Origin of the sequence: Gimesia benthica (assembly GCF_009720525.1) — a bacterium.
Lineage (GTDB): Bacteria > Planctomycetota > Planctomycetia > Planctomycetales > Planctomycetaceae > Gimesia > Gimesia benthica.
This window is the reverse complement of the sequence record NZ_CP043930.1, coordinates 3,011,581-3,035,845: the sequence shown is the minus strand read 5'-3', so window position 1 is coordinate 3,035,845 and position 24,265 is coordinate 3,011,581. Positions and strand designations below refer to the sequence as shown.

Below are 24,265 nucleotides of genomic sequence, written 5' to 3'. Positions count from 1 at the left end.
TGAATCCCTGTGTGGTTCAGGCTGGATTTTTTTGTTTCTGGCTTTCGGACTTTTGTTCTGCTACGGTGGCTTTTTAGAATAGAGATTCTGCGGAATACCACCGGGGATGGTTCAACCTGTTCCCCTCAATGCGCCTGCCACCAGGAGACATCACGTGAAGCTGTTCTGTAAACTGTCCGTCTGTCTGAGCCTGTTGTTGACTTATACCAGTCTGCTGTCTGCCGAGGATCTGCAGTTGAACCTGCGATCCCAGTCCGAGACCAGCAAGGGCTCCGGGCGTTATCATCGACTGGAACATAAGGAGAGCTGGGATCCTGAGCAGACCGCGATTATCGTCTGCGATGTCTGGGACTACCATCATTGTCTGAATGCGGTCCGTCGACTGGAACAGTTTGCACCGCGGCTGGATCAACTGCTCAAGACGGCCCGCGCACAGGGAGTGACCATCATTCACGCCCCGAGTGATTGTATGCCGGCTTATGAAGGGCACCCGGCGCGTCAGCGGGCGCAGCAGGTCACGTTCAATGGACCGATACCGGAGGGCATCGAAAACTGGTGCTCAAAGATTCCCAGTGAAGAGCAGGCCGTGTATCCCCTTGATCAGTCCGATGGGGGCGAGGATGATGAGCCGGAAGAGCACAAAGCATGGGCCGCGAAGCTGAAGTCGCTGGGCCGCAATCCGGCACTCCCCTGGCAGAAGCAGTCGCCGCTGATCACCATCGATGGTGAGAAAGATTTCATTTCCGATAAGGGGGATGAAGTCTGGCGGATTCTGGGAAGCCGTGGCATTAAGAACGTGATTCTGACCGGCGTGCATACCAACATGTGTGTCCTCGGTCGTCCGTTCGGATTGCGGCAGATGGCACAGAACGGGAAGAACGTGGTGCTGGTACGGGACCTGACCGATACGATGTATAACCCGCAGCGCTGGCCTTACGTGAGTCACTTTACCGGTAACGATCTGATTATCTCGCACATCGAAAAATTCATCTGTCCCACGATTACCAGCGATCAGATTCTGGGGGGCGATGAATTTGTATTCAAGAAAGATGATCGACCGCACCTCGTGATCATCATGGCGGAGCAGGAGTACGAGACAGAGAAAAGTTTACCCAAGTTCGCGGCGGAGAACCTGGGCAAAGCGTTTCGTGTGAGCCTGGTCTTTGCTGATGACAAGGAGCGGAATAAGATCCCGGGGATCGAAGAGATCGAGGATGCCGATCTTGTGTTGTTCAGCGTACGTAGACGCGTGCTTCCAACAAAACAGATGGCGCTGATCAAGAAGTATGTTGCCGCGGGTAAGCCTGTGGTGGGTATCCGCACCGCGAGCCATGCGTTTTCATTGCGTGGGAAAGAGCCGCCGAAGGGATACGCGGACTGGCCTGAATTTGATGCGACCGTTTTTGGCGGCAGCTATCACGGACATCACGCGAATGATCTGAAGTCGATCGTGACGATCAACCCGAAACAAAAGCAGAACCCGATTCTGACGGGCATTCCCGACAAACCGTTCCCGCAGGCATATTCTCTGTACGAGGTGACTCCGCTGGCGAAAGGGACGACGGTACTGATGACGGCGGAAATTAAAGGGAAGCCGGTCGAACCGGTGGCCTGGACGTTTCAACGGAAGGACGGCGGCCGTTCGTTTTACACGTCACTGGGGCACACCGGTGATTTCCAGCAACCCGAGTTCGTGCGGTTGCTGGCCAACGGGATCTACTGGGCCGCAGGTCTGAATCCCGCAAAAGTGAAACTCTCCGACAAGGTGAGCCTGCGTGGTGCACCGCACTGGACGGTGGTTTCTGTGCCCGAATTCAAGAAGCCGGCAGGGACCGTAGAGAGTCGCTGGTATCGTTGTGTGGCCCGGATGCCGAAAGCGTGGCTGGCTGGTGAGCCTTTACAATTAAAGGTACCCACGTCTGCCGGGAATACGGTTCAAGCCTGGTTGAACGGAACGGCTCTCAAGAAACGGGGCGACGGTTTCGTGATCGCCCCCGGGATGGTCACCGTGAACGATGCGAACCTGATTGTCGTGGCTGTTTCCGGTCGTGATGCGGAAGCAGATTTCGCGTCGGTGCCTCAACTGGTTTCTGCCAGTGGTGCACTTCCCCTGGCGGGACGCTGGCAATATCGCTCGGGCGATGATCGGACGTTTGCGAACATGCCTTTACCGGCCAAGTTCGGTACGGTGACGGATATTGTGTTCAAGCCGTGAGGGTGTGGGAAGCGTTAGTACCAACTGGTTTCAGATGGCAGGAGTGTTTTGCGGGAGCATCCGGAAGATTTCCCTGTCAGTTTCCAGTTCGCTGCGCTCACCCCGAATTGCATTCGGGGCTACCCTTTGAATTGGGAATGCTTGATCTGCAATTCACTGTCGGGCGAGCCGACAGTGGCACCCGGCGTTTGCTACCATTAAATGAAATCGTCGCTGGAGATTTTACCGGCGGTTAGCGCCATACCGCTCAGTTTTCGGCTCACATGAAAGTACAACGGTTGCAGGGTTCGACGCTTAAGCGCGAGACTGTGGACTCCCGGAGCTTGCGGTATTCGGGAGAGTTGTAGATCTCCAGCACATTCTGATCGTTGGCGTTGCCGATGGTATATTCCGCCTGACCGTCGGCACAACAGTGGGCGACTTCACCGGTTGCGGTGATCGAGAGTTCGAACCAGCGTACACAGCCCATGTTGGGAACATTGTTGACGTCCAGTCCCTGTACCTGTCCGATCCATTCCATGCGCGGGAAGACGCTCGATTTGAACAGGGGATAGTTGATACTGACCCATTGCACAAATTCATGGTCGGCTTCGGTGCCGTCTCCTACGCGGGAGAGGACGACCGGGAAGTTGACATCGCCTTCCATGAAGGCATCGTGAATCATTTCCAGCCGCTGTCGCGTACGCTGATAGGGGAGGTTCATCACCCGTTCGTACTCTGCTTCACGATGATCGTTGAAGGAGATCCAGAGATATTGGATGTTTTTGATTTCCTGTAGCTGCTCCAGCTTGTCCTCTGTGATCGGGGTGGAGTTGGAGGTCAGCGCGATTTTTGCCTGCGGGAGCAAGGTGTTGATCTTTTCCAGAACGTCAAACAGGCGGACATCCAGAAACGGTTCGCTGACTTTGAACGGCGAAATCTGCAGGTTCATTTCCTGGGGAATGGCGGTCAGCTCGTTCAGGATTTTGTCAATGAGCTCGTCGCTCATTTTAGTGTGCTTGCGGTTCAGATCCGGGTAAGGACAGAAGTTGCAGCTGGCGTTGCAGCGGGCCTGGGTCTCCAGATGAACGTTGCGTGGATAGTCCATGTAGAGGGAATGCCGCATGCGGGCGATGCCTGCGTCGTATTCTGCTCTCTGATCGCCAAATTGGTAGGGGGTGATGACTTCCAGCATTTTGTCGACTCTTCCATGAATCAGGGACAAGCGGAATAGGGTGTGTTGTGCAGATCGGGGAGTGGCTGTTTTCGGTCAATGAGAGCTTCCGGTCCGAATCCTGTAGAACAGTTCCCTCTGTCCGTTACGGCTGGTAAAAACTCTGCCGTGGATCGGGATTTCAAAAACCCTCATTATTCCATTGTCGGCTTAATTTAGTATGATTCATGAAGGAAAACCTCGAACCTTCTGATATTGAAAATGTCCTAACCTGTATCTCTGAAAGCAGTTAACTGATGCACCACTTTTCTGATCGTCTGAATGCCGCCATTCGCAGTAAAAAAACACCCGCTCTGGTCGGCCTGGACCCCCGCTTTGACTGGCTTCCCGAGGAGATCGTCTCTGCTGCGGAAGCGAAACATTCCAGCAAAGCGGAGATCGTCGCGGCTGCATTTGAAGAGTTCTGTTTTCGGATGATCGATGTGGTTGCTCCCCTGGTACCGGCGGTCAAGCCGCAGGCCGCGTTCTTTGAAGAATGGGGGCCCGCCGGTTGTCTCGCGCTGCAGCGTGTGATCAAACGGGCGCGTGAAGCGGGGCTGGTTGTGATCTGTGATGCGAAGCGGGGAGACATCGGCTCGACGGCAGAAGCGTATGCCCGTGCATACCTGGCGGGCGAAGACCCGGAGAGTGCCATCTGGGCGGCGGACTGTCTGACGGTGAACCCTTACCTGGGCAGCGATACGCTGGAACCGTTTGTGAAAGTAGCCATCGAACGGGGGGCGGGGATTTACGTGCTGGTACGAACGAGTAACCCGGGAGCGGGGACCTTTCAGGATCGGAAAACAGACGGCCATACTTTGTATGAATGTGTGGCGGCGGTCGTGAATGATCTCGCATTAAATACAACGGGTAACGGACACTACGGCGCTATTGGTGCGGTGGTGGGGGCGACCTATCCGGAAGAGCTGACACAACTGCGGGAACTGATGCCGCATGCTCCGCTGCTGGTACCCGGTTATGGGAGCCAGGGCGCGGGAGCCGGCGATGTCGCGGGTGCCTTTGATGCGGAAGGGCTGGGAGCGATCATTAATAGTTCGCGGGGGATCAACTTCGCGATTCGCAAGGAACCGTATTCCGAGAAATTCGCTCCGGAAGAATGGGAACAGGCGGTGGAAGCGGCCACGCATGATATGGTCGCCGACCTGGCCGAACACACGCCCGCCGGGAAGCTGCAATGAGCGACCAGGCGAAGTCGTTTGCAGAAGCGTCACTGCATCTGCGAAAAGTCGATCCCAGGCTCAAGCCGGTGATCGACAATATTGGCGTCTGTTCGTTGAAGCCGTATCGTTATCGGTTTGCACTGCTGCTGCGTTCGATCGTCTCGCAACAGATCTCTACATCTGCGGCCCGGACGATTTACAAACGTCTGCATGCGTTAACCGGAAAAGGGCAGCCGAGTGCGGAAAAGATCATGCAGCTCTCTCACGAACAGCTACGTTCGGTAGGGCTCTCGGCGCAGAAGGCGAACTACGTACATCACCTGGCTGAGATGGTGCTGGAGAAGAACGTACGCTTGCATAAACTGCACCAGATGACCGATGATGAGGTGACTGCGGAACTGGTGCAGGTCAAGGGCATTGGTCAGTGGACGGCGCAGATGTTTCTGATGTTCGGCCTCTGTCGCCCCGATGTGTTCCCGCATGACGACCTGGGAATTCAGAACGGCATCCAGACGATCTATGAACTGGAGAGCCGCCCCGACAAGCAGACCTGTATCGAAATCGCCGAGCTCTGGGCGCCGTATCGGACGGTGGCCAGCTGGTACTGCTGGCGGGTGCTGGAAATGGAAACCCCCGACGGTCCGTGGTAAGCACGAACTCACATTCCTGACTCAATCAGAAACGGATGAACCATGACGAACTCCTTTCGCTGTTTTCAGGTCCGACAACATGAGCAGAAAGAGATCACGGCCGGCGTCGTCTCGGTGCCGTATAATAATCTTCCAGATGGGGAAGTGACGATACGCGTCGTCTATTCGTCGGTGAATTATAAAGACGCTCTCGCGGCGACCGGGAATCCCGGCGTGGTCCGTCATTTCCCGCATGTGCCCGGAATCGATGCGGCAGGCATCGTGGAGTCTTCCGACTCCGATCAGTTCCAGGTGGGAGACAAAGTGGTTGTCACCAGCTATGAACTGGGAGTCGAACGCTGGGGAGGCTGGTCCGAACTGATTCGCGTCAAACCGGAATGGATTGTGCCGCTGCCTGAGGGGCTGACGCTCAAGGAGTCGATGATTCTCGGGACCGCAGGACTGACGGCGGCGATGTGCGTCGACAGTCTGCTGCACCATCATATCAGGCCCGAGTCAGGCAAGGTGCTGGTGACGGGGGCTTCGGGAGGTGTGGGATCGTTTGCCCTGTCGCTGTTGAAACGTTGCGGGTTCGAAGTGACCGCGGTTTCCGGGAAAGCGGAGTACCATCAGCGACTGCTCGATCTGGGGGCTGACGAAGTCGTCGATCGACTGGCGATTGATATCAACTCGGACCGACCGTTACTGAAAGGGCACTGGGCGGCTGCCATCGATACTGTGGGGGGATCGCTGTTGAGCCATGTGATCCGCTCGATTCAACCGCAAGGTTGTGTGGCTGCGTGTGGCAACGCGGGGGGCGCACAGCTGGACCTGACCGTGTTCCCGTTTATTCTGCGGGGAGTGACACTCGACGGGATCGATTCGGCCTGGTACCCGATTGAAAAGCGGGCCTCGCTCTGGCAGAAGCTGGCGACCGACTGGAAGCTGGACGATCTCGACTCGCGGGCGAAGGTCATCACGCTCGACCGGGCACAACAGACCGTCGAGAGCCTGCTGGAAGGGACGCACCAGGAACGGACGATCATCCAGGTGGGAGCCGAATAGCGGCGGTACCCGGCGCAAAGCAAGAGGCCACACCCGAAAGGGGCATGGCCTCTATTGCTGATTTGATTTTTATAGCCACTGGTTTAATAGCGGGCCAGGTCGGCGGTGTCGGACTTGAGATTCAGTCCGGTGACGATCCGCTGGGCTTCGTTGACCATGAACTTGACTTCACTGCCACAGGCGATGAAACGCCAGCCTTCGGCGATGCGCTGTTCAACGGCTTCGACGGTCTGCACGTGCAGACCGACGGGGGTGCCGGTCTTCTTGCCGGTTTCCAGAATCCGCTGCAGCATGGCTTCGAGTTCATCGGGTGATGGATGCACGCCGGTTTCTTTGCTCATCTGGAAAGTCAGGTCGTTGGGGCCGACGAAGATGGCGTCGACGCCTTCCAGGCTGTAGATCTCTTCCGCGTTTTCGACCCCTTCGGGCGATTCGGTCTGCAGGACGACGAGGATTTCATCGTTGGCGTATTTGTAGTAGTCGCCGGCAGTGGCGTCGAAGTTCATCGCGTGCAGTACTCCACCCACTGAGCGGTTGCCGATCGGCGGGTATTTCACGGCGTCGATGACCTCTTTGGCCTGTTCGACGGTGTTGATCATCGGGGCGACAATCCCGTGGGCACCGGCGTCGAGGGCCCGCTTGATGAGTTCATATTTTCCGAGAGGAACCCGGCAGAGGGGGACACAGCCGGCATCTGCGATGGCACCGAAGAGGAGTGCGGCCTGCGACCAGTCGATGGGGGAATGTTCCATGTCGACGGTCAGCCAGGGGAATCCGACGCGGGCCATCAGGCGGGTCATCATTACATCCCCGGATGAGAGCCATGTTCCAACCTGAGGTTTCCCCTCACTCAATGCTGCTTTGACCGGATTCTTTTTCATCAGTCTGAATGTCTTTCCTGTAATCTATTTGAAGTTGAAGTGATCTGATACCAGATGCTGATTCACCCATTCTCGACAGGCTCATAGTGGATTGCAAGCCAAACGCTTTCCTGGTCGGCGGCAGTCGCTTCGACCCGGTGCAGACAATGCGCGGGAATGTTCACTGCATCGCCGGGAATGAGTGTTCGCCCCTGGGTTTCCCCCTCAAAACGGAGTACGGCTGACCCCGAGAGCAGAACCACCCATTCGGCGTGTTCCTGATCGTACCACTGTCCTTCCCGTGTGGACTGCCCGGTCGAAACGATGCGTTCCACCCGGCAGGACTGACCCCGGAAGAGGTGTTCGAAGAGCTCCTCGGTCGGGGGTGTGGCTTGCGGTGTGAGCAGGTTAGTGATTTCAGGAATCATGGCGGTACCTTGCAGGGGGCGAAACGGGACGGAGTTGAATCTTCATTCTGTTTTACTTTACGGGAGGCGGGGCGCGGTCACAACCGTGGGATTTTTTCTACCACGAAAAACGCGAAAGGCACGAAAAGACAGGGGTGGGAATGTTGGAAAGTGGGGCTCTCCAAATAAAAGAATACCCAACCAGGGTGGTATCGGATGTAATCCGATATTGCCGGAGGCAACAGGAGGTTGCAGGGGGATAGTGATTTGGTCAGTGGATGTACCTCTTTGTGGGGATAAAGTTGGTAGCTCTGTTATGAATTGGGCTAGTGAGCTGCGACCTCCTGCTCGCGATGCTCGGCACGGATTGCATCCGTGCCCACCCTTTTGTTTGAGCGGAATGACGCCAGCCACCGGTAAGTGGGATCCGCGCTGAAGATTTTACCGGCGGCTAGCGCCTTGCCGCTCAGTTGCTGATGGGAGCGTTTCGCGGTCTCTGTTGAGCGAGCCAACAGTGCCACCCGGCGTGGTTGATTTGAAGTGATATCGTATTGGTCTGCTTGTGGGCCTGATTGGTAACTGGTAGCATGAGTTTCTCGCCCGACAACTGATTTCCCCTGCCTCTGGAGCCTCCGATGAAGATCACTGGCGTTGAAACGTTTCTGGTTGATGTCCCGCTGCAAGTTCCGGTTTCGCCTTACCAGTCGCGGTATATTTCTTCAATGACGACGGGCGCACTGCTGATTCGCCTCGAGACCGATGCGGGCATTACCGGCTGGGGCGAGACACCACAACGGCTGTCGTTTCAGAATGCAGTCAGTTTTACGGGCAAGGAAGCCGAGTACTTTCGACCGATTCTAATGGGGAAGGATCCGACTGATATCGCTGCCCTGTATGCAGACTGGGGGATGGGGGACGAGCCTTACCGTCAGTCGCTGGCAGAAATGGCCTGCTGGGATATCCTGGGGAAACAGGCGGGGTTGCCGCTGCATCGTCTGTTGGGCGGACTGTACCGGGATCGCGTGGAAGTGACCTGCTGCATGGGGATTCGCGGTCCCGAAGAGGCGGCTGCGATTGCGAAGCATTACGTCGATCGTGGTTTTTCCACCATGAAGACTAAGGCAGGGCGTTCGCCGGAAGAGGATCTGGCGATGGTGCGGGGGATTCGTGAGTCGGTGGGGGATAAGCTCAATCTGCGGATCGACCCCAACATGGGGTACACGCCGGAAGTGGCGCTGCAACTGGCCCGCGATCTGGAACCGTACGAGCTGCAGTATTTCGAACAGCCGATGCACAAAGACCTGCTGCAGGAATCGGCGGACATCCGCAAGCAGACGACGACGCCACTGGCGTTGAATGAATCGGTGACAACGATGGAGAATGTCCGCAAGATTCTGGAACTGGATGCGGCGGAATATCTGCTGCCGGACACGTACCAGTGTGGCGGGATCTGGGCGGTGAAACTGGTAGGTGAGGTCGCGGACTCGGCAGGCGTGCCCTGTATCTTCCACTGTGCCCACGACCTGGGACTCCGCACAGCGACGATGTTGCACATGGCGGCTTCGTCTCCCAATTTTCCGCTGGCGAATGACTGCACCTATTACAGCCTGGAGAACGATATCATCACCGAACGGTTTGAAATCAAAGAGGGCACAATGGCGGTGCCGACGAAACCGGGGCTGGGTGTGGAGATCGATGAGGGGATGTTGCAGAAGTATCTGGTGGCGAGTTCGCTGGGGTGATTTGCGGATGCTGTCGGGTAAACTGACAGGTGGCACCCATGGGATTTTTCTACCACGAAAAACACGAAAGGCACGAAAAGATTCGGGTGGAAAGTAGGGGCTCTCAAATGAAGGACACCGAACCGGGGGTGGTATCGGATGTAATCCGATATTGCCGGAGGCAACTGGAGGTCTCAGGGTGATTATAAGGTGGTCAGTAGATATACTTCATTTTAAGGTTAATTGTGTTCGTAGCTCTGTTATGAATTGGTCTGGTGAGCTGCGACCTCCTGCTCGCTGCGCTCGGCACGGATTGCATCCGTGCCCACCCATTTTTTGAGCGGAATGGCGCTAGCCACCGGTAAGTGGGTTCCGCGCTGAAGAAATTACCGGCGGCTAGCGCCGTGCCGCTCAGATTCTGATAGGAGCGTCTATTGATCACTGTTGGGCGAGCCAACAGTGCCACCCGAAACTCGAAGGTAAACCTTGGTTCTGATCGTTTGAATTATAGTGCATACGCGCCGGTTATTCCCAATATTGTTCCCAGTTGTCGGCGAAGGCGGTTTTGAGGCGGGCCAGGTAGGCGTCGGTGGGGAGAGGTTCGTGCGGCTGGTATGGTGTCTGATTTTCACTGGTTGATGTGGACTGGTTCTGCTGGAGCCGATGTGTAGGATGCGTGGTGCGTTACGCAAAGATACGGCTCGTGGCTCGATTTGCGCCGGGCCATTCCTGTTTAATGAGCGGCAAGGCGCCAGCTGCCGGTAAAATATTCAGCGTTGATCCTGATTACCGGTGGCTGGCGCCATTCCGCTCACAGGGGGGAGTGTTAGATGGTAAACCATCGAGAACGGGACCAGATGGACTGTCGCGAGGAAAGCAGACAGACTGACGTGGTCTCTAACTTCTGTATTCAGCTTGATGTTGATTCTGTCGAACGGCAGCAGGGCGTCAAGACAGAATTTTGTCCCGATGTGGCCGGATTTTGTCCTTGTGTGTCCGGATTTTGTCCTTGTGTGTCCGGGATTTTGTCCTCGTCTGGCCGAGGTGTGTCCTGGTTTGCCCTGAACATTGGGGGGAGAACATTTCGCATTGGTTCAGAATGTTCCGGTGGAAATGGGGTGAAAAGCGGTGGAGGTTCAGGTGGATGTGGGGCACTGGTGGTGACTGTGCCGGTGGGCGTCGACCCGCCTCGCGCGCGAGCCAGAGGGGAAGTAGCTTACGATTCGGGAGGCGTGGATCAAGGGGAGTCTGTTCAGCGGGGAGTGCGGGAGGTTCAGTGGGGATTTTATCAGGCGGTGTGGGAAGTCGAATTATTTTCAAAAGGAGAGGTTCTGAGGAGCGTTCGTGATTTTGTGCTGACCGTTTCCTGCTCGCTGCGCTCGGCCCGAATTGCATTTGGGCTTACCCGTTGTTTTCGGAGTTGGATGGCTCTGGCTACCTGATGATGTCAGTAGTCAACACTAATTACCGGCGGCTAGCGCCGTGCCGCTCAGTTGCTGGTGGGGGTGTTTATTGTCATTGATTGACAACATTGTTGCGGGCAAGTAGCCTGCTGGTAAGGATTTCTTAATCATGTTTTGCATTACGCTGTTGATGTTGCCTGCCTCCTGAAGAAGGAATAAAACCATGCCTGCCTCTCGTCCTCTCCGCCGTTCCCTGGCTGGAATGACTCTATTTGTTTTTGCGTTACTGATTTCCACACTGCCTGCACTGGCGGCAGAGCGAGGGCCGTATGCGGTTGAAGTGCGGAAGAACGTGATGGTGCCGATGCGGGACGGAGTGAAGCTGGCGACGGACGTCTATCTGCCTGTGGAAGATGGAGATGTGCTGGACGGGAAATTGCCGACGATTCTGGAGCGGCGTCCTTATAACAAGAACGGGTGTAAGACATCGGGCATGTATTACGCTTCGCACGGGTATGCGTTCGTGGCCCAGGATACGCGAGGCCGTTATGCGTCGGAGGGTGTGTGGCACATGTTGACCGATGACGGTCGCGATGGTGTCGACACGGCGGCGTGGATTGGTGAGCAGCCCTGGTCGAATGCGGAGATCGGGATGATCGGAACTTCGTATGTCGGGGGAACCCAGCACGCGCTGGCGATGGAGAAGACTCCCGAGCTGAAGACCGTGATTCCGGTGGATGCGATGTCGAACCTGGGCTATGCCAGCATGCGGAACGGAGGGGCGTTTGAGCTGCGGTTCTGGAACTGGATCTATCTGAATGCGGGTAAAGGAAGCCGTCAGTCACTTGATGCGGGAACCGCGGCTGTGCTGAAAGAGATGGCTGAGAACCGGATGGAGTATCTGCATCGGCTGCCGTTACGGAAGGGGATGACGCCGCTGAAGCTGGCTGCGGAATACGAAGACTGGCTGGTCGCGGGGATGCAGCATGGGGCCAACGATGACTTCTGGATTCAGAATAACATCATCGATTACCCGGAGAAGTACAAAGACATTCCGGTGTACCTGGTGAGTGGCTGGTACGATTCGTGGAGCAGCAATAACACGGCAAATTTCAAAGTGCTGTCGAAAACGATCAAGGGGCCCGTGTATATGATCATGGGGCCCTGGATTCACGGGCAGCAGGGAGCGTACTCACACGGTCAGGTGACGTTTGGAAAAGCCGCTGCGATCGCGGATCCGCTGGGCTGGCGACGAGAGTGGTACGATCACTGGCTGAAGGGGAAGGAGAACAGTGTCGGGAAAGCAGCTCCATTTGAAACGCCGGTGCGGATTTTCGTGATGGGAACCGGCGACGGTTCGAAGACCGTGGACGGGAAACTGAATCATGGCGGTTACTGGCGGAACGAGCAGGAGTGGCCGCTGGAACGGACCGTATACACCAAGTTTCACCTGCAACCTGAAGGCGGGCTCGCGACTGATGCTCCTGAAGTACAGGCTGCGAAGACCAGCCTGCTGTTCGATCCGGAGAATCCGGTGCCGACGATCGGGGGAAACATTTCCAGCGGAAATGACATTCTGGTGCAGGGGGGCTGGGATCAGAAGGGGAGCGAGAAGATCTGGAATTTCACGCATCCGACGCCGCTGTCGGCCCGCGATGATGTGCTGGTCTTTCAGACGGAACCTCTGAAAGAGGATCTGGAAGTCACTGGAGAACTGGCAGTGAAGCTCTGGATTTCCTCCTCTGCTGTCGATACCGACTTTACGGCGAAGCTGGTTGACGTGTATCCGCCGAGCAGTGACTTCCCGGGCGGGTTTGACCTGAATATCGGCGACGGGATTATCCGGACGCGGTTCCGTGATTCACTGAAGGAAGAGAAGATGATGGAGCCGGGGGAGATTTATCCGGTGACGATCAAGCTCTATCCGACATCGAACGTGTTCAAGAAGGGGCACCGGATTCGCGTGGATATTTCGAGCAGTAACTTTCCACGGTTTGACGTGAACCCGAATACGGGGGAGCCGTTGAATGAGAATCGGCTGAAGCAGACTGCGATCAACACGGTGTACCACGACGCAGCGCATCCTTCGCATATTCTGCTGCCCGTAATTCCCAAGGCGGACTGAGGGGGGGAGATTAAAGATCAGGGCATGAAAAAACGGCCAGGGAAAAAGGGCTTTCCCTGGCCGTGTCTTTTCTTATGATGGTCGTCGCTCGGGCTTAGTATTCGCCGATGATGTTACCATCTGATTTGTGCCCCAGGTTCTGCCATGTACCGAGGTTGATGTTTTCGGAGATGAACTGCACGCGTCCGTCACAGAACAGAGTGTGCACACCGCCGACGTGTTTGCTGCGGGCTCCCAGCAGTGCGGAACCGCCGGTGCTCTGAGCACATTCAAGAAGATCTGTGTTCGGTCCCACCAGGGTGGTAAAGCTCCAGGCGGGCATCGACTGGGCGTAGAACCAGGAGTAACCCCGGGTCTTGGTTGTGGCTGATCCGGTGCAGACAGTACCAGAGGTGGCGTTGACGTTGGCAAACGCGCTACCGACTTCGCATTCAGAGACCATCATGGTGTTGGATGTACCGTCTTCGATGTCCCGAATTTGAGTTTTACTATTCAGGAACATGACTGAGCGACCATTGTTCTGGTAGGTCGATCCGCCGGCTGCGTAGCCACCGGAGTCTGCAGTACAGGTGACGTAGTTGGTTGGTCCATAGCCAGACTGGCCTGTGGTGCCACGGTTACCGGGATCACTGGGGCAGCGGTAGGCAGGAAGTTCATTGTTCATGGCTGTGGCGTTGGTGCCTGTTCTACCGGGCTCAATGCTCCAGTCAATCTGATTGTAGAGGGGAGCCTGGTCCATGGAAGCCAGAATACGGGCCTGCCAGCTGATCATGCTGGTTTCCCATTCTGTGGTGGCACCCTGGCGACGGATGGTTGCGGGAGGGAAAGTGCCGAAGGTGTCGTGGTAGTTGTGCAGGGCCAGACCGATCTGCTTCAGATTGTTCTTACAGGTAGAGCGACGGGCCGCTTCGCGTGCCTGTTGAACGGCGGGAAGGAGCAGAGCGATGAGGATGGCGATAATGGCGATGACCACCAGCAGTTCGATGAGTGTGAAGCCCCGACGGCGATTAGACAAAAGCGCTTTCATAGTTTGATTGATCCATCTACTAGAAGGGTATTGAAAAAAAATCTGAAAGAGTTTCAGTGAACGATCGAAAGAAGATGTTATTTGGCTTCCAGGGTGAAGTCAGCGGTGTTTTCGCCGGCCGCGATGTCCTGTTTCAGGGTCGTGCTGGCGTTGTACTTGGCCGGGAGATACTGTTTTTCAATCTCGATTTTCTGGCCGTCCGACTCCTGGAACTTCCCGGTCTTGCGGGTTGCGGTGATCTGAACTTTATTGTTCCCGACGGCGGGACCCTGTTCAGCGGGAATCGTGTAGGCTCCGTCAGTGATGGTCGCCTGAACGGCTTTCCCACGCAGGGGGTTGCCGGAGGCATCGACATCGGGGACGAAGAGAATATTGCCTGCGGGCAGCGGTTTGCCGTCGAAGGTGACGGTGCCGGAAACGGAGGCGCGTTCGATGTGTTCTGCTGAGCCACCGAAGCAGCCTACGAGGAGAGAGCAACCGATTAAGGTCAGCGCAAACGGAGCGCGAGCGCTAATTTGAAACATGGTGTACCTGCATTCAAAATAGAGGGAGGTAAAACGTGCTGTGCAGAAAGAAAGCGATCGCTAGATCACAGCTGTAGAGGTACCACTCAACTGGTTTCAGGAATGGGTCACAGTCTTGAATCAGGCAGGAATCTGGGGCGAGCTTCACTTCATCAAACACTTATTATAGCGATGGGGTATCGGTTGTGTGTAGAAAAAATGAGAAATAAAAGAATGAGGATTTGAAAATAATGGGCAAGTTGCAGTCAGTCTTCCATTTCTCTGGCTTTAGCGAGTGCAGAGGCGACCAGACCAGCGGGGATCGAAACGATACCCAGCCCTGCAGCGAGGATAAAGAATGTAAAGATTTTTCCCCCAGCTGTGATCGGATAGATATCGCCGTAACCGACGGTGGTCAAAGTTGACACTGCCCACCACAGGCTATGAAAAACAGAACTGAAAGCTTCCGACTGTGCAGGATTCTCAAAGTGATAAATTCCGACTGCGGCCAGGTAAATGATAATCAGCGTGGCGAAGAGGAATAAAGCCAGTTCCTCTTTGGCAATGAGAAAGGCTCTGTGGAAACGTCTGGCAGCGGCACTGTAGCGGGCCAGTTTAAAAATTCGGACGAGTCGCAGGAGTCGGAAGGCTCTGAGTGATCTCAAATCCAACCCCATTCCCAGATAGAAAGGAAGAATCGCCAGTAGGTCAATAATACCAAAGAATGAGAAGATGAAAGCAGGCCTGTTGCTGGCAACCAGGACCCGGGCGAGATACTCCACCGTGAAGATAATCACGCTGACAATCTCTATGCCCCTGAGACAGGTTCTGGTAGTCGGAGACAGGTCGGGTAAGGTCTCTATCGTAAAACTAACCAGGGAGATCACAATTACAGCCTGGATGAACAGATCGAAAGTTTTACCTGCTTTCGTATCTGAATCTTCAACGACCTGTTTCAACGTTGGCATCGCACCCTCCACCTGACCTGTTAGCTGATTAACTGTACAACAGATCTGAGGATACTCTACTCGCGTTAAAAATCAAATCCGCTCAGTGGCAGTGTTCCGCACCGCCGGTCACTCCGGCGAGAGAGGAGGCGAGCTGGTCGGTGATCGACTGACAGAGAGCGAAGGATTCCATCAGGCCTTCCACGGTAATGACCTCGGGAACATCATCGGGGGCGAGTCCGAGGAGATTGAGCTCGGTCTGGCACTGGTCGAGCAGCTCGGTGATGGGCTGGACCTTGATGGTGATGATCAACTGATGCTTGATCAGTTCCCAGTAACGTTCGTCAGAGGAGCCATGCAGTTCACCCCCCTGTTCCTGGAGCACCTGTTTGAGCGCTGTCGCGTTGGCGACATCATAGGGCCGTTTCAGGAAGATGTGGCCCGTCGTAATGATCGACATGTCTGTTTTCTCCACCAGAAACATGAATCAATTGGTTTCAGGAATGAGGGTTGTCTGAGGGCAGCTCTTTCCTTTCACTGCTTTAAGAGACAACCAGCTCACGATCCTGACTAACAGTATACACTCGTGAAATACACGAAATCAAAAAAAACTCCCGGAAAAATCAGTGTTGTTAAGAAATTTGAGAATCTATAAATCAGGGCTTGAGATCGATATCGAAGGTATTCTCGCCTTCCTTGATCACGGTCTGCAGCTCGGTGGTCTGATCGCTCTGATATTTCTGCGGGACCTCTTTGAGAGCATCCTTAAATTCCTGGTTGCCCGTTTCATCCGGGGGCGCATCTCCCAGTCCGGGGGAAGAAAGATAGACTTTGTAGTCACCGGCGGCGATCGGTTCGGAAATGCTGTAGGTGCCATCCTGCTGAAGATCGGCGTAGGCGCCTGCTCCTGCGGTTCCGGAAATGAAATTGACGCGTGCGCCGGAAAGCGGTTTACCCCCGAGGGTCACGGTGCCGCTGACGGTACCGGTGGGAACTTCCTCGACGCTGGATCCGCAGGCAGTCAGCAGCGCGATCAGCATCAGGCAGAGAGTCAGTCGAGAGAGTTTGAGCATAGTGTTGTTTCTCCGGTTGTCACTTTATGTCAACAGCCGATGTCGTTTGGCACGTGCATCGGCTGTTGAGAATCTTTAGAAGTTCAGGTTATGGTAAATCGTCAGAGATTCAATTTAGAATTCGCCGAGTACCAGGTTGTCGTTACGCATACCCAGTCTGCGGAGGGTTTCGATGTCGATGTTATTCGAGAGGAACCGGACGGCACCATCTCCGAGCAGCGCGTGCACGCCGCCTACGTGTTCAGAGGTCAGCGGGTTGTTGGGGGTGTAAGTCTGGTCTCCCCCCGCAGGTGCGGTGGAAGGGTTGGGGCTGTAGCGGATGGTATTCACGCCGGTTCCCCAACTGGTCAGTCCAGTGTGTCCTGCCCAGCCGCCGTAGTAGTTGCTGCGATAATCTCGGTTGTTAACCAGACCGGAATCTTCGGCAATGATCATGGTGTTCGAGGTTCCGTCTTTACAGTCACGCATGCGGGAGACTTTGCCGATCTGCATCATCCCGTTGTTACACCAGTAACCACCGTATGCAGCTCCACAACCGGAGCTGTAGGGGGCTGCATTCAGGTAAGAACCGCTGATGCCCACGTAGTCCATGGTCATGCCGGTTTCTTTTCCGAGAGCCGAGTTCGGGGATGTCGTACCGTTGTTGGAAACAGGACTGGTACCAGTGTAGAAGGCATCCGCGGTGCTGGACGGACATTTGTAGATGGGGATGTAGAGATTATTCAGCACGGCGTTTTCGGTGTTATAGCCGGAGGCAGAGTTCCCACTGCCGGCCGCAAAGCCGTGTTGAGAGTAGGCCGCTGGAATGAGTTTGTTGTAGGCAGGTGCCTGATCGATGAAAGGCAGAATCGAAGATCGCCAGTTAGCGCGGTAGTAGGAAACCTGCGAGCCAATCGGAAACGTCTGATAGGAGTCATGGTAATTGTGCAGTGCCAGACCGATCTGCTTCAGGTTGTTTTTGCAGGTCGAGCGGCGGGCTGCTTCACGTGCCTGCTGGACAGCGGGCAAGAGGAGGGCGATCAGAATTGCGATAATAGCGATGACCACCAGCAGTTCGATGAGGGTAAATCCCCGTGGTGTTTTGGATGACTTCAGCATCAATAGATAACTCCAGTTCCGGTGAAAGAAAAAAAACGCGAGCCAGTTCAGAATCGATCGGAAAACTGTCGAATCTGTAAGTTAGTTTCTTAAAGAGGTTTTTATATTCTTAATATATTAACCGGAGTCAGAATCGAAGAGCCAGCATAATTACCGTTATTTATTAAAATACCTAAACGAAAGGGCGTACAGTGACAGAGGGAGGGATTCAGCTGCAGTTTATAAGAGTAGTGTGAGTCTTCTTGTCTGTATCTTATTTAATCATAGATGGTTGTGACTCTGCAGCTCTATTTCAGAACTCTTGAAAATGTGGAGCGAGTGCAGTTTGTCTGAATTGTGTAAGACGTGGATCTTTTGAAGTCTGTCCTGTTTTACTGCGAGCAGATCAAGGGAAACGGGTTTGCCTGAGTGGTGGAGAATAAGTTCTCTGAGGTCCGTCAGCTGGAAGTTTTATCGTAGATGTTCTGAATCGCAGAATCCAGATCGGGAAACTGGAATTCGAAATTCTCTTCTTTCAGGCGTCGTGAAATACAATAACGTCCGTAAAGAGCCAGTTCGGGATCGGTACGCATCAACAGCGGCGCCCCCAGCCGTACCATCCAACTCAGTGCAGGGAGACCGATGGGCATCTTCAAAGCTTTTCGCAGAGCACGCATGAATTCTGCATTCGAAACCGGTTCGGGAGCGGTGGCCAGGTAGGCCCCCTGCATGGTTTGATTGGTGATAGCTCTATGAAAGAGGCGATTCATATCCTGCTCGTGAATCCAGCTCATCCCCTGTCGTCCGTGTCCGACGGTGCCTCCGAGTCCCCAGCGGACCAGTTTTGAAAGCCGCTGGAGTGCACCTCCGTCACGGCCGATGACAAAGCTGGTGCGAAGAATGACCTGCCGCATTTCGGGGAGAACAGCGCGCTGGAAGGCGGCTTCCCATTCCTGTGCGACGAAAGGCGCGAGACCATAACCGAAGGCGGAGTCTTCATCGCAGGTACATTCCGGGGGATCGCCGTAACGGTGGGCCGTTGACATCTGCACCCAGACCGGCGGCGGTACTGCGAGTTGCCGAACTGCTTGCCCCAGTACGTCAGTTGCTTCGACTCGCGAACGGAGAATTTCATCACAGTGGTCGGGAGTCTTGATGCAGTCGACCGTTCGGCCGGCAAGGTTCACCAGAGCGGCCGCCTGTTCCAGTTCGCTGACCCACGATCCGAGAGAGCGGGCATCCCAGCTCACATAACGCCAGTCGCCCTTTGTCTGTGGCTGATGTCGGCCGAGGATGGTGACCTCATAATTCTGTTTGGTCAGATAGCGGGCCAGATTCTGTCCGAGGAACCCGGTTCCTCCGGCGATGACAATGCGGCCTTGTGTCTCCATGACGAGGTTTCTTTCCGTAATTGTTGAATACAGTTAAATCACTGAGGGGCGTGTTACACCAGCCATTCCAGCCAGCGGCCGTGTCCGTCGGTATTGGCGAGTATCTGTCGGGTGAGAATTCCTTTGTGGAATACCTGTAACCTTAAATGGGCGTCAGGCAGGTTGTTATACAGGTGCAGGAGATCGCGTTGCCGGGCCAGTTCGCGGATCGTTTCCAGAAACGCATTCCCTTGCTCCAGCGAGATCTGGTTGGCGACATGCGTATGGAAGATACAGAGCAGGGAGTCCGTGGGAATCTCTGCAGCGAATGAGCAGATGTCTGCAAAACCGTCTCCGGTTCGCAGGTCGAGTTCGATCCCCTGTTGTTGCCGGATAGCGGCTTCCAGCAGCTGACGGCGTTCGTGCTGCTCAGGCCAGATCAAGGCCCGCAGCCAGTTGACTTCTGCGGGAACAGAAACATCGATCGGATGCAGGTCGACGCCGATGCGATGCGTGACGTAAGGCAGGGAATCTTCCAGTCCTGCAGAGGGCTTTCCCAGAAAAACAGACGTGATCAGTGTCGGTGATTCGCGATCTCCATAGATTTTACCGCTTTCATTATAGGCGTAGCGATAGCGGTCCCAGAGCAGGTTCAGCCCAGCGCTGCAGCCGATTTCCAGCAAGGCCAGCGGTTGAGGGGCAAAGTGCCGCAGTGCGTACATGAACGCAGGATACAGACAGGCACAGCGGCGGACTTCATTGGTCTGCACGAGTCGCGTCTGCAGCAGTTCAATGATTTCAATTAGATGAGCGAGTACGAAATCTTTAAACAGCGGGAAAGCGTCTGAGGGATCTTTGGGTTCTGCAGTGCAGGTCGCATAGTACTCTGCCAGCGGATGAGCCGGGTTGGCGACCAGCAGATATTGGACGGCAGCGAAGAGGAGATTAGGAACCGGCTGTCCGTCCCGCGCCTGACTGGCGATCTCCAGCACTTCTGCATCCGCGGCAATCGCTTCCGTCAGACAACAATACAGGGGAGATGTTTCCCGGCACTCCGGCACAGCAAAGGCGCGAAATTGTTCAGACAGATCCGCGTTCACAGGCGCTCCCTTTAATATGGTGCTGGCTTTGCTTCAAACTGGTACGGATGAAAATCGTGCAGGCAGACCGGTTCATTCAATTGGTTTTCATCGATGATTTGAATCTGAAACAGACGTCCCCGGGCGGCATAGTATATCGATTCATCGGCCCATTCCGCCCATTCCTAGTCGGGGAAATTTTGAATCGCACCAGCGTTACTGATCAGTAGATGCTCGTCCCAGTAAACGCCCTGGCCTTCAGGTGAATTGCCTGTATGACAGACTTTGATCAGTTTCCAACCGACGGGTAATTCCTTTTCAAAGAGCACTCCGGAGCACTTTTTCTCGTTGATGGTGGTACATCCCAAGTTCCAACCATCCCGTTCCAGACGAGGGTAATACACGGACGGACATCCAGTGCCATATGTGCGAGTGATGAAATCTGGGTCTCCCTTGTGGAACAGTCCCGATCTCTGCAAATAATCATCACTGCCCATATCCCAGATTGTCCTGTTGTTAATAAACAGCCCCCCTCCGTAATAGGTACTGCTTTGTCCTGCAAGATCCAGTGCTTTGAGGTAGGGGGTTCTGGCAATGGCCGTCCAGCATCCTCCGGTTTCGGAATCCCATTTCCCATTCATGGCGAAATAGATCCAGTGTTTGCCATCAGGAGAAATATCAGAGCGGCGTTCATACAGTCGTCCTTTGAGCCATTGTCCGACGGTGAAGGTATGCTGGCTCCGGTCCCATGCGAGGATGCAGGTCTTTCTGGCCGGTCCCCGTCTAATCACAATCGCCTGGGGGCTGTCGCGGGCAATTAAAATGTGCACGCGCGGTGGAGAAGAGCTTTCTGTCATGGTGTTCCTGTTGGAAAGGGATGTGTATGTCTCACATTCAGTAAGACATACTTTCGTGCATCAGGTTCACCTCATCCGTTCGTGCATGAATTGAAAGGCCTGCTGGTAGGCGGCTTCGATCAGTTTGGGATCACCGCCGACCAGACCGTGTTCGCCTCCCGGAATCGTGACGAGCTGATGTTCCACTCCATGCTGTTTGAGCTGCTCGGCCATTAGAGTCGACTGCTCATAAGGTACATCGGTGTCTTTGGTCCCGTGAACCATCAACGTGGGGGGATAGTCTTTTGTAACATTTTTCAGCGTCATGTAGGGATAGAACTTTTCGGGATTACGGTGATGATCCCAGCCGGAGATTGCCTGCGGCCAGGTTCCGTGCTGGCGACAATACTTATAGAACTCGCCTCGATTTTTCTGACTCTCGCGCGAGTCGGCAATTACTCCGTCGCCCACCTGTTGCAGCGCTTCTGCTTTCGTAATGTCCGTCTGATGTCTGTCATGCGGGCTGGGCTTGCCGATCCAGTCGCCGATCAGATCTCCATAGCCCCAGAATGGAACGAGAACTGTCGGCTGGGGCTGGGCACGATAGCCGGCGATCATCGTCAGACAGCCACCCGCGGAACCGCCGGAGACCGCGACTTTGCTGGTGTCGACATTGAAGAGGTCGGGGCCTTTCTCATGCAGCCATGTAAATCCGTCTTCGAGGTCGGCAATGATTTCAGGAAGCTTCGTCTCGGGGGCCAGCCGGTAGTCAAAGGAGACCACGGTATAGCCGGCGTTGAGCATGTCTTTCAGGACGCGGCCACTGACGCCCCCCCGATGCCCGACAATCAGCGCACCGCCATGAAACCAGACCATGACGGGCCGCGTCTGGTTATCATCGGCCCGGTGCACGTCGGCTTTGATTTCCAGGTTCCCCACCTTTTTGAAGGTGAAGGTTTTCATTTTGGTTTTGGCCTGCTTCGCCCGGGTGAGTGAGGGCAGACATAAAGTTGAGGCGCCAGCAGCACAGACTCCCAACATTTGACGACGATTCAGCAGCGTAGACATAGCGGATGCTCCCTGAGGAATCATGGCGGTGATTGTTCCAAGATATCAGAAAGCAGAGACGATGAGCAAACCGGAAACGGCTATTGCGCAGAAAAACAGACCATCAGCACTACGAGTGTCATGACGGTCAGCAGCATGATCCAGGCACTGTGCTCCGAGGTGCGTTCCGGATGTTGCCACCAGTCGCGGATTGAACCGAGACGATGCCAGAGCACAAAGCCTGCGGGAACGGTCATGAGTCCGAAGCACCACATCAGCCAGAGGGGCGATCCGGTCTGCCGCATCACGCCGCAATCACCGATGCCATCCAGGGCACCACCGGCGATGTATGCGCCGTTGGCGATCAGACAGAAGCCGGCAAAGAACTGGACGAATTCCGCTTGCGACCAGTTCGTCAGTCGGGCTGCGATTAGGAGCCCCAACGGCAGGATCACGCCAATCAGGGGGCCGGCCCAGACGACAATGGCTGGATATGGATTCATGGCCAGATCTGTTCGGGAAATCGCCAGGGGATGCAAGACGACACGCGACACCTGGCCTCCAGTCAGCAGGCCTCCCAGCACGTGTCCCAGTTCATGCAGGCCCATCATGGCCAGCCAGCAGCCGAACAGCCAGCAAATGCTGAACAGAAGCTGGTAAATTCGCGACATTCCAGGTGAGTTCCGTAAAAAAAACTGGTGAATGGTCTTCCTGCCTGCTTAGGATGGCACACACGATTATCACCGATAGCCATGCACTTGCAAAGCTTGTTGTTTTTAAATCGATTCTCAAGATGATGAACACTGCCGCTACAGAAATGACCACAGCAGAGAATTCCCATCGAGGTGCGTTCTGGAATACGTCCACATTCTCCCTGTGGGCCTTGATTCTGCTGATCATCGTTGCGACACCGCAATTGATCTGTATGCCGGTGACGAACGATGTTTCCTACTATGATTTGCAGGCCCGCACTGTCATGCGCGGGGGCATGCTCTATCGTGATATGGTCGAACCGAATTTTCCGGGCGTGGTCTGGGTGCACATCACAGTTCGATCGTTGTTCGGCTGGAGCACCGAAGCGTTGCGGGCCTTTGATCTGCTGATTTTCAGTTTGACGGTATTTCTGCTGACCCGGTTCGTTGCGGGGGTCCGCTTTCAGCTCGCCTTCCTGCTGTTCCTGGCTTACTACTCGGTTTCCGAATGGTGTCATGTGCAACGTGATCTCTGGCTGCTCCTGCCCACTGCAGCGGCGTTGAATCTGCGCTGGGCCCAGATACAGCGCACTACTCAGGAAGCGGTAGCCGGCAAGACACTGTTTCTGTACGGACTTCTGGAAGGGCTGGTCTGGGGAGCCGGTGTCTGGCTCAAGCCACACGTGGTAATTCCCGCGCTGGCTGTCTGGCTCTGTTCACTTGCGAGTTCCGATTTAAGAGCGAAAGTCTGGAAGGATCTCGGCGGACTGTTGACCGGGGGATTGATCGCAGGCGCACTGGGCCTCAGTTGGTTGTACTTCACACAGACCTTACCCTGGTTTCTCGAAATGCAACTGGACTGGAACCGGGAGTACCTGGCGGAAGGGAATTTCGGCAATCTCCGTTATATTATTCTCAACATGGTGGCCCGCTTCTTCCCTTATATTCTGATTCACCTGGCAGCGGTCCCTGCAGCGATACTTCTGCTGCTCAGACAGGATCCACAGCGATCAGCCCAGACAGCGCTCCGTCTGCGTTTACTGTCAGCACTCTATCTGGCCTGGTTGTTGCAGGTGGTACTGCTTCAGCATCCCTTTGACTATGTTCATTTTCCACCTCTGTTGCTGGGTTTGTCTCTGCTGGTCTACACGTTCCATTGTACCCGGCGTGCCCGTTTGACCCGCTGGCTGCTGACCGGTAGTTTTCTCGTCATGGCGTTGATTTATTCGCCCGTGACAAAACCTGCTTATCTGCGCCTGTGGAGCGCCTGCCTGGAGCAGGGAAGTACTGGCAAAATTCGAAATCAACTGGCGCGGATTCCTTATCCGGACTGGGAAGACATGGAACACGTGGCTGAGTTTCTCAAGTCGCAACAGACCCAGGATCGCGAGGTGACCTGCTTCAGCAATGATATGGTTCATCTCTATCTGTCTCTGGATCTGGAACCATCGACACGGTTTGTCTATACGCAAAGTTACATTGAGTTTTATCCATCCCGGCGACCGCTGATTTTTAAAGCCCTGCGCGAGAGTCCTCAACGATTCGTGCTGTCGAATCTGATGGCGGGAGGACTGCTGGTCAGTCAGGCGAACGAGATCGGGCCGGAGGGACCCAACGCTTACCCACCAGATTTTCCGGAACATTTGAAAGCGAAGTTTCCCTTCAGTCTGCCGATTGCCTTTCGTTCCGGAAGTCTGGTCGTACATCACTATCAGGAACAGTCCGCCACTGATTCACCTACGGAATCTACTGATAAACAATAATCAGATAAGAACTTATGCCCGTCAGCCGTGGTTTGTATCTGATACGGATTGCA

The 24,265-nt window shown here is 55.0% G+C and carries 21 protein-coding genes; 7 read left to right on the top strand and 14 right to left on the bottom strand.

From position 1 onward, the window contains the following. The first annotated feature begins 154 nt into the window (after positions 1–154). Positions 155–2,215: an isochorismatase family protein gene (locus F1728_RS11480; RefSeq protein ID WP_228030676.1), complete on the top strand. Its 2,061-nt coding sequence runs from the start codon at positions 155–157 to the stop codon at positions 2,213–2,215. 259 nt (positions 2,216–2,474) lie between these two features. Here the strand turns inward: F1728_RS11480 and F1728_RS11475 are convergent, their stop codons facing one another. Continuing rightward, entirely contained in the window at positions 2,475–3,389 is a 915-nt protein-coding gene (locus F1728_RS11475) for a radical SAM/SPASM domain-containing protein (RefSeq protein WP_155364221.1), read from the bottom strand. Between the two features lie 275 nt (positions 3,390–3,664). On the opposite strand from F1728_RS11475, the gene pyrF reads away from it, so the two are divergent. From pyrF to F1728_RS11460, 3 genes are read left to right on the top strand one after another with little or no spacing between them, the layout of a single operon-like run. Continuing rightward, positions 3,665–4,606, top strand: coding sequence for an orotidine-5'-phosphate decarboxylase (gene pyrF / locus F1728_RS11470; RefSeq protein ID WP_155364220.1), 942 nt, complete (start codon positions 3,665–3,667; stop codon positions 4,604–4,606). Then, the gene (locus F1728_RS11465; RefSeq protein WP_155364219.1) at positions 4,603–5,238 is read left to right on the top strand and encodes a DNA-3-methyladenine glycosylase family protein; all 636 of its coding nucleotides are present in this window, start codon (positions 4,603–4,605) and stop codon (positions 5,236–5,238) included. Before pyrF ends, F1728_RS11465 begins: the two co-directional genes overlap by 4 nt. Positions 5,239–5,280: 42 nt before the next feature. After that, positions 5,281–6,282: a YhdH/YhfP family quinone oxidoreductase gene (locus tag F1728_RS11460; protein WP_155364218.1), complete on the top strand. Its 1,002-nt coding sequence runs from the start codon at positions 5,281–5,283 to the stop codon at positions 6,280–6,282. Between the two features lie 83 nt (positions 6,283–6,365). Here F1728_RS11460 and F1728_RS11455 read toward each other — a convergent pair whose 3' ends face one another. Both F1728_RS11455 and F1728_RS11450 read right to left on the bottom strand, forming a co-directional pair. Then, positions 6,366–7,163 (bottom strand): HpcH/HpaI aldolase family protein, encoded by a 798-nt coding sequence (locus F1728_RS11455; protein WP_145180637.1) that lies wholly within the window; start codon positions 7,161–7,163, stop codon positions 6,366–6,368. A 62-nt stretch (positions 7,164–7,225) separates the two neighbouring features. Beyond that, the gene (locus F1728_RS11450) at positions 7,226–7,570 is read right to left on the bottom strand and encodes a cupin domain-containing protein (RefSeq protein WP_155364217.1); all 345 of its coding nucleotides are present in this window, start codon (positions 7,568–7,570) and stop codon (positions 7,226–7,228) included. Between the two features lie 614 nt (positions 7,571–8,184). Between F1728_RS11450 and F1728_RS11445 the strand changes: the two genes are divergently transcribed. Continuing rightward, entirely contained in the window at positions 8,185–9,291 is a 1,107-nt protein-coding gene (locus tag F1728_RS11445) for a mandelate racemase/muconate lactonizing enzyme family protein (RefSeq protein ID WP_155364216.1), read from the top strand. A 1,605-nt stretch (positions 9,292–10,896) separates the two neighbouring features. Then, positions 10,897–12,798, top strand: coding sequence for a CocE/NonD family hydrolase (locus F1728_RS11440; RefSeq protein WP_155364215.1), 1,902 nt, complete (start codon positions 10,897–10,899; stop codon positions 12,796–12,798). Between the two features lie 94 nt (positions 12,799–12,892). Here the strand turns inward: F1728_RS11440 and F1728_RS11435 are convergent, their stop codons facing one another. The 11 genes from F1728_RS11435 to F1728_RS11385 form a co-directional block, all read right to left on the bottom strand. Further along, positions 12,893–13,813: a DUF1559 domain-containing protein gene (locus tag F1728_RS11435; RefSeq protein WP_315853526.1), complete on the bottom strand. Its 921-nt coding sequence runs from the start codon at positions 13,811–13,813 to the stop codon at positions 12,893–12,895. Positions 13,814–13,902: 89 nt separating this feature from the next. Next, positions 13,903–14,349: a hypothetical protein gene (locus tag F1728_RS11430; RefSeq protein WP_145036400.1), complete on the bottom strand. Its 447-nt coding sequence runs from the start codon at positions 14,347–14,349 to the stop codon at positions 13,903–13,905. Between the two features lie 245 nt (positions 14,350–14,594). Further along, a complete protein-coding gene (locus tag F1728_RS11425; protein ID WP_155364213.1) occupies positions 14,595–15,296 on the bottom strand; it encodes an ion transporter in 702 nt (233 codons plus the stop codon). Positions 15,297–15,378: 82 nt separating this feature from the next. Beyond that, positions 15,379–15,735, bottom strand: coding sequence for a hypothetical protein (locus tag F1728_RS11420; protein WP_155364212.1), 357 nt, complete (start codon positions 15,733–15,735; stop codon positions 15,379–15,381). Positions 15,736–15,931: 196 nt separating this feature from the next. Then, positions 15,932–16,348, bottom strand: coding sequence for a carboxypeptidase-like regulatory domain-containing protein (locus tag F1728_RS11415; protein WP_155364211.1), 417 nt, complete (start codon positions 16,346–16,348; stop codon positions 15,932–15,934). 114 nt (positions 16,349–16,462) lie between these two features. Then, positions 16,463–17,446, bottom strand: a complete 984-nt coding sequence (locus F1728_RS11410) for a DUF1559 domain-containing protein (RefSeq protein WP_155364210.1) — start codon at positions 17,444–17,446, stop codon at positions 16,463–16,465. Between the two features lie 437 nt (positions 17,447–17,883). Beyond that, positions 17,884–18,816: a TIGR01777 family oxidoreductase gene (locus tag F1728_RS11405; protein WP_155364209.1), complete on the bottom strand. Its 933-nt coding sequence runs from the start codon at positions 18,814–18,816 to the stop codon at positions 17,884–17,886. Between the two features lie 53 nt (positions 18,817–18,869). Beyond that, a complete protein-coding gene (locus tag F1728_RS11400; protein ID WP_194242779.1) occupies positions 18,870–19,895 on the bottom strand; it encodes a DUF2332 domain-containing protein in 1,026 nt (341 codons plus the stop codon). A gap of 164 nt (positions 19,896–20,059) precedes the next feature. Next, positions 20,060–20,731, bottom strand: a complete 672-nt coding sequence (locus F1728_RS11395; RefSeq protein ID WP_228030673.1) for a hypothetical protein — start codon at positions 20,729–20,731, stop codon at positions 20,060–20,062. A gap of 66 nt (positions 20,732–20,797) precedes the next feature. Beyond that, positions 20,798–21,778, bottom strand: a complete 981-nt coding sequence (locus F1728_RS11390; RefSeq protein ID WP_194242778.1) for an alpha/beta hydrolase — start codon at positions 21,776–21,778, stop codon at positions 20,798–20,800. Positions 21,779–21,858: 80 nt separating this feature from the next. Further along, positions 21,859–22,428, bottom strand: a complete 570-nt coding sequence (locus tag F1728_RS11385; protein ID WP_155364206.1) for a M50 family metallopeptidase — start codon at positions 22,426–22,428, stop codon at positions 21,859–21,861. A gap of 122 nt (positions 22,429–22,550) precedes the next feature. On the opposite strand from F1728_RS11385, the gene F1728_RS11380 reads away from it, so the two are divergent. Continuing rightward, complete coding sequence (locus F1728_RS11380) at positions 22,551–24,212, top strand: hypothetical protein (RefSeq protein WP_155364205.1); 1,662 nt, start codon at positions 22,551–22,553, stop codon at positions 24,210–24,212. Positions 24,213–24,265 lie beyond the last annotated feature (53 nt).

Bases quoted from the DNA above. Each gene is read 5' to 3' on its own strand.
- F1728_RS11450 (WP_155364217.1), bottom strand. From the start codon at position 7,570: ATGATTCCTGAAATCACTAACCTGCTCACACCGCAAGCCACACCCCCG.
- F1728_RS11390 (WP_194242778.1), bottom strand. From the start codon at position 21,778: ATGTCTACGCTGCTGAATCGTCGTCAAATGTTGGGAGTCTGTGCTGCT.
- F1728_RS11460 (WP_155364218.1), top strand. From the start codon at position 5,281: ATGACGAACTCCTTTCGCTGTTTTCAGGTCCGACAACATGAGCAGAAA.
- F1728_RS11440 (WP_155364215.1), top strand. From the start codon at position 10,897: ATGCCTGCCTCTCGTCCTCTCCGCCGTTCCCTGGCTGGAATGACTCTA.
- F1728_RS11395 (WP_228030673.1), bottom strand. From the start codon at position 20,731: ATGACAGAAAGCTCTTCTCCACCGCGCGTGCACATTTTAATTGCCCGC.
- F1728_RS11475 (WP_155364221.1), bottom strand. From the start codon at position 3,389: ATGCTGGAAGTCATCACCCCCTACCAATTTGGCGATCAGAGAGCAGAA.
- F1728_RS11415 (WP_155364211.1), bottom strand. From the start codon at position 16,348: ATGCTCAAACTCTCTCGACTGACTCTCTGCCTGATGCTGATCGCGCTG.
- F1728_RS11380 (WP_155364205.1), top strand. From the start codon at position 22,551: ATGATGAACACTGCCGCTACAGAAATGACCACAGCAGAGAATTCCCAT.
- F1728_RS11455 (WP_145180637.1), bottom strand. From the start codon at position 7,163: ATGAAAAAGAATCCGGTCAAAGCAGCATTGAGTGAGGGGAAACCTCAG.
- pyrF (WP_155364220.1), top strand. From the start codon at position 3,665: ATGCACCACTTTTCTGATCGTCTGAATGCCGCCATTCGCAGTAAAAAA.
- F1728_RS11445 (WP_155364216.1), top strand. From the start codon at position 8,185: ATGAAGATCACTGGCGTTGAAACGTTTCTGGTTGATGTCCCGCTGCAA.
- F1728_RS11385 (WP_155364206.1), bottom strand. From the start codon at position 22,428: ATGTCGCGAATTTACCAGCTTCTGTTCAGCATTTGCTGGCTGTTCGGC.
- F1728_RS11405 (WP_155364209.1), bottom strand. From the start codon at position 18,816: ATGGAGACACAAGGCCGCATTGTCATCGCCGGAGGAACCGGGTTCCTC.
- F1728_RS11465 (WP_155364219.1), top strand. From the start codon at position 4,603: ATGAGCGACCAGGCGAAGTCGTTTGCAGAAGCGTCACTGCATCTGCGA.
- F1728_RS11420 (WP_155364212.1), bottom strand. From the start codon at position 15,735: ATGTCGATCATTACGACGGGCCACATCTTCCTGAAACGGCCCTATGAT.
- F1728_RS11430 (WP_145036400.1), bottom strand. From the start codon at position 14,349: ATGTTTCAAATTAGCGCTCGCGCTCCGTTTGCGCTGACCTTAATCGGT.
- F1728_RS11425 (WP_155364213.1), bottom strand. From the start codon at position 15,296: ATGCCAACGTTGAAACAGGTCGTTGAAGATTCAGATACGAAAGCAGGT.
- F1728_RS11410 (WP_155364210.1), bottom strand. From the start codon at position 17,446: ATGCTGAAGTCATCCAAAACACCACGGGGATTTACCCTCATCGAACTG.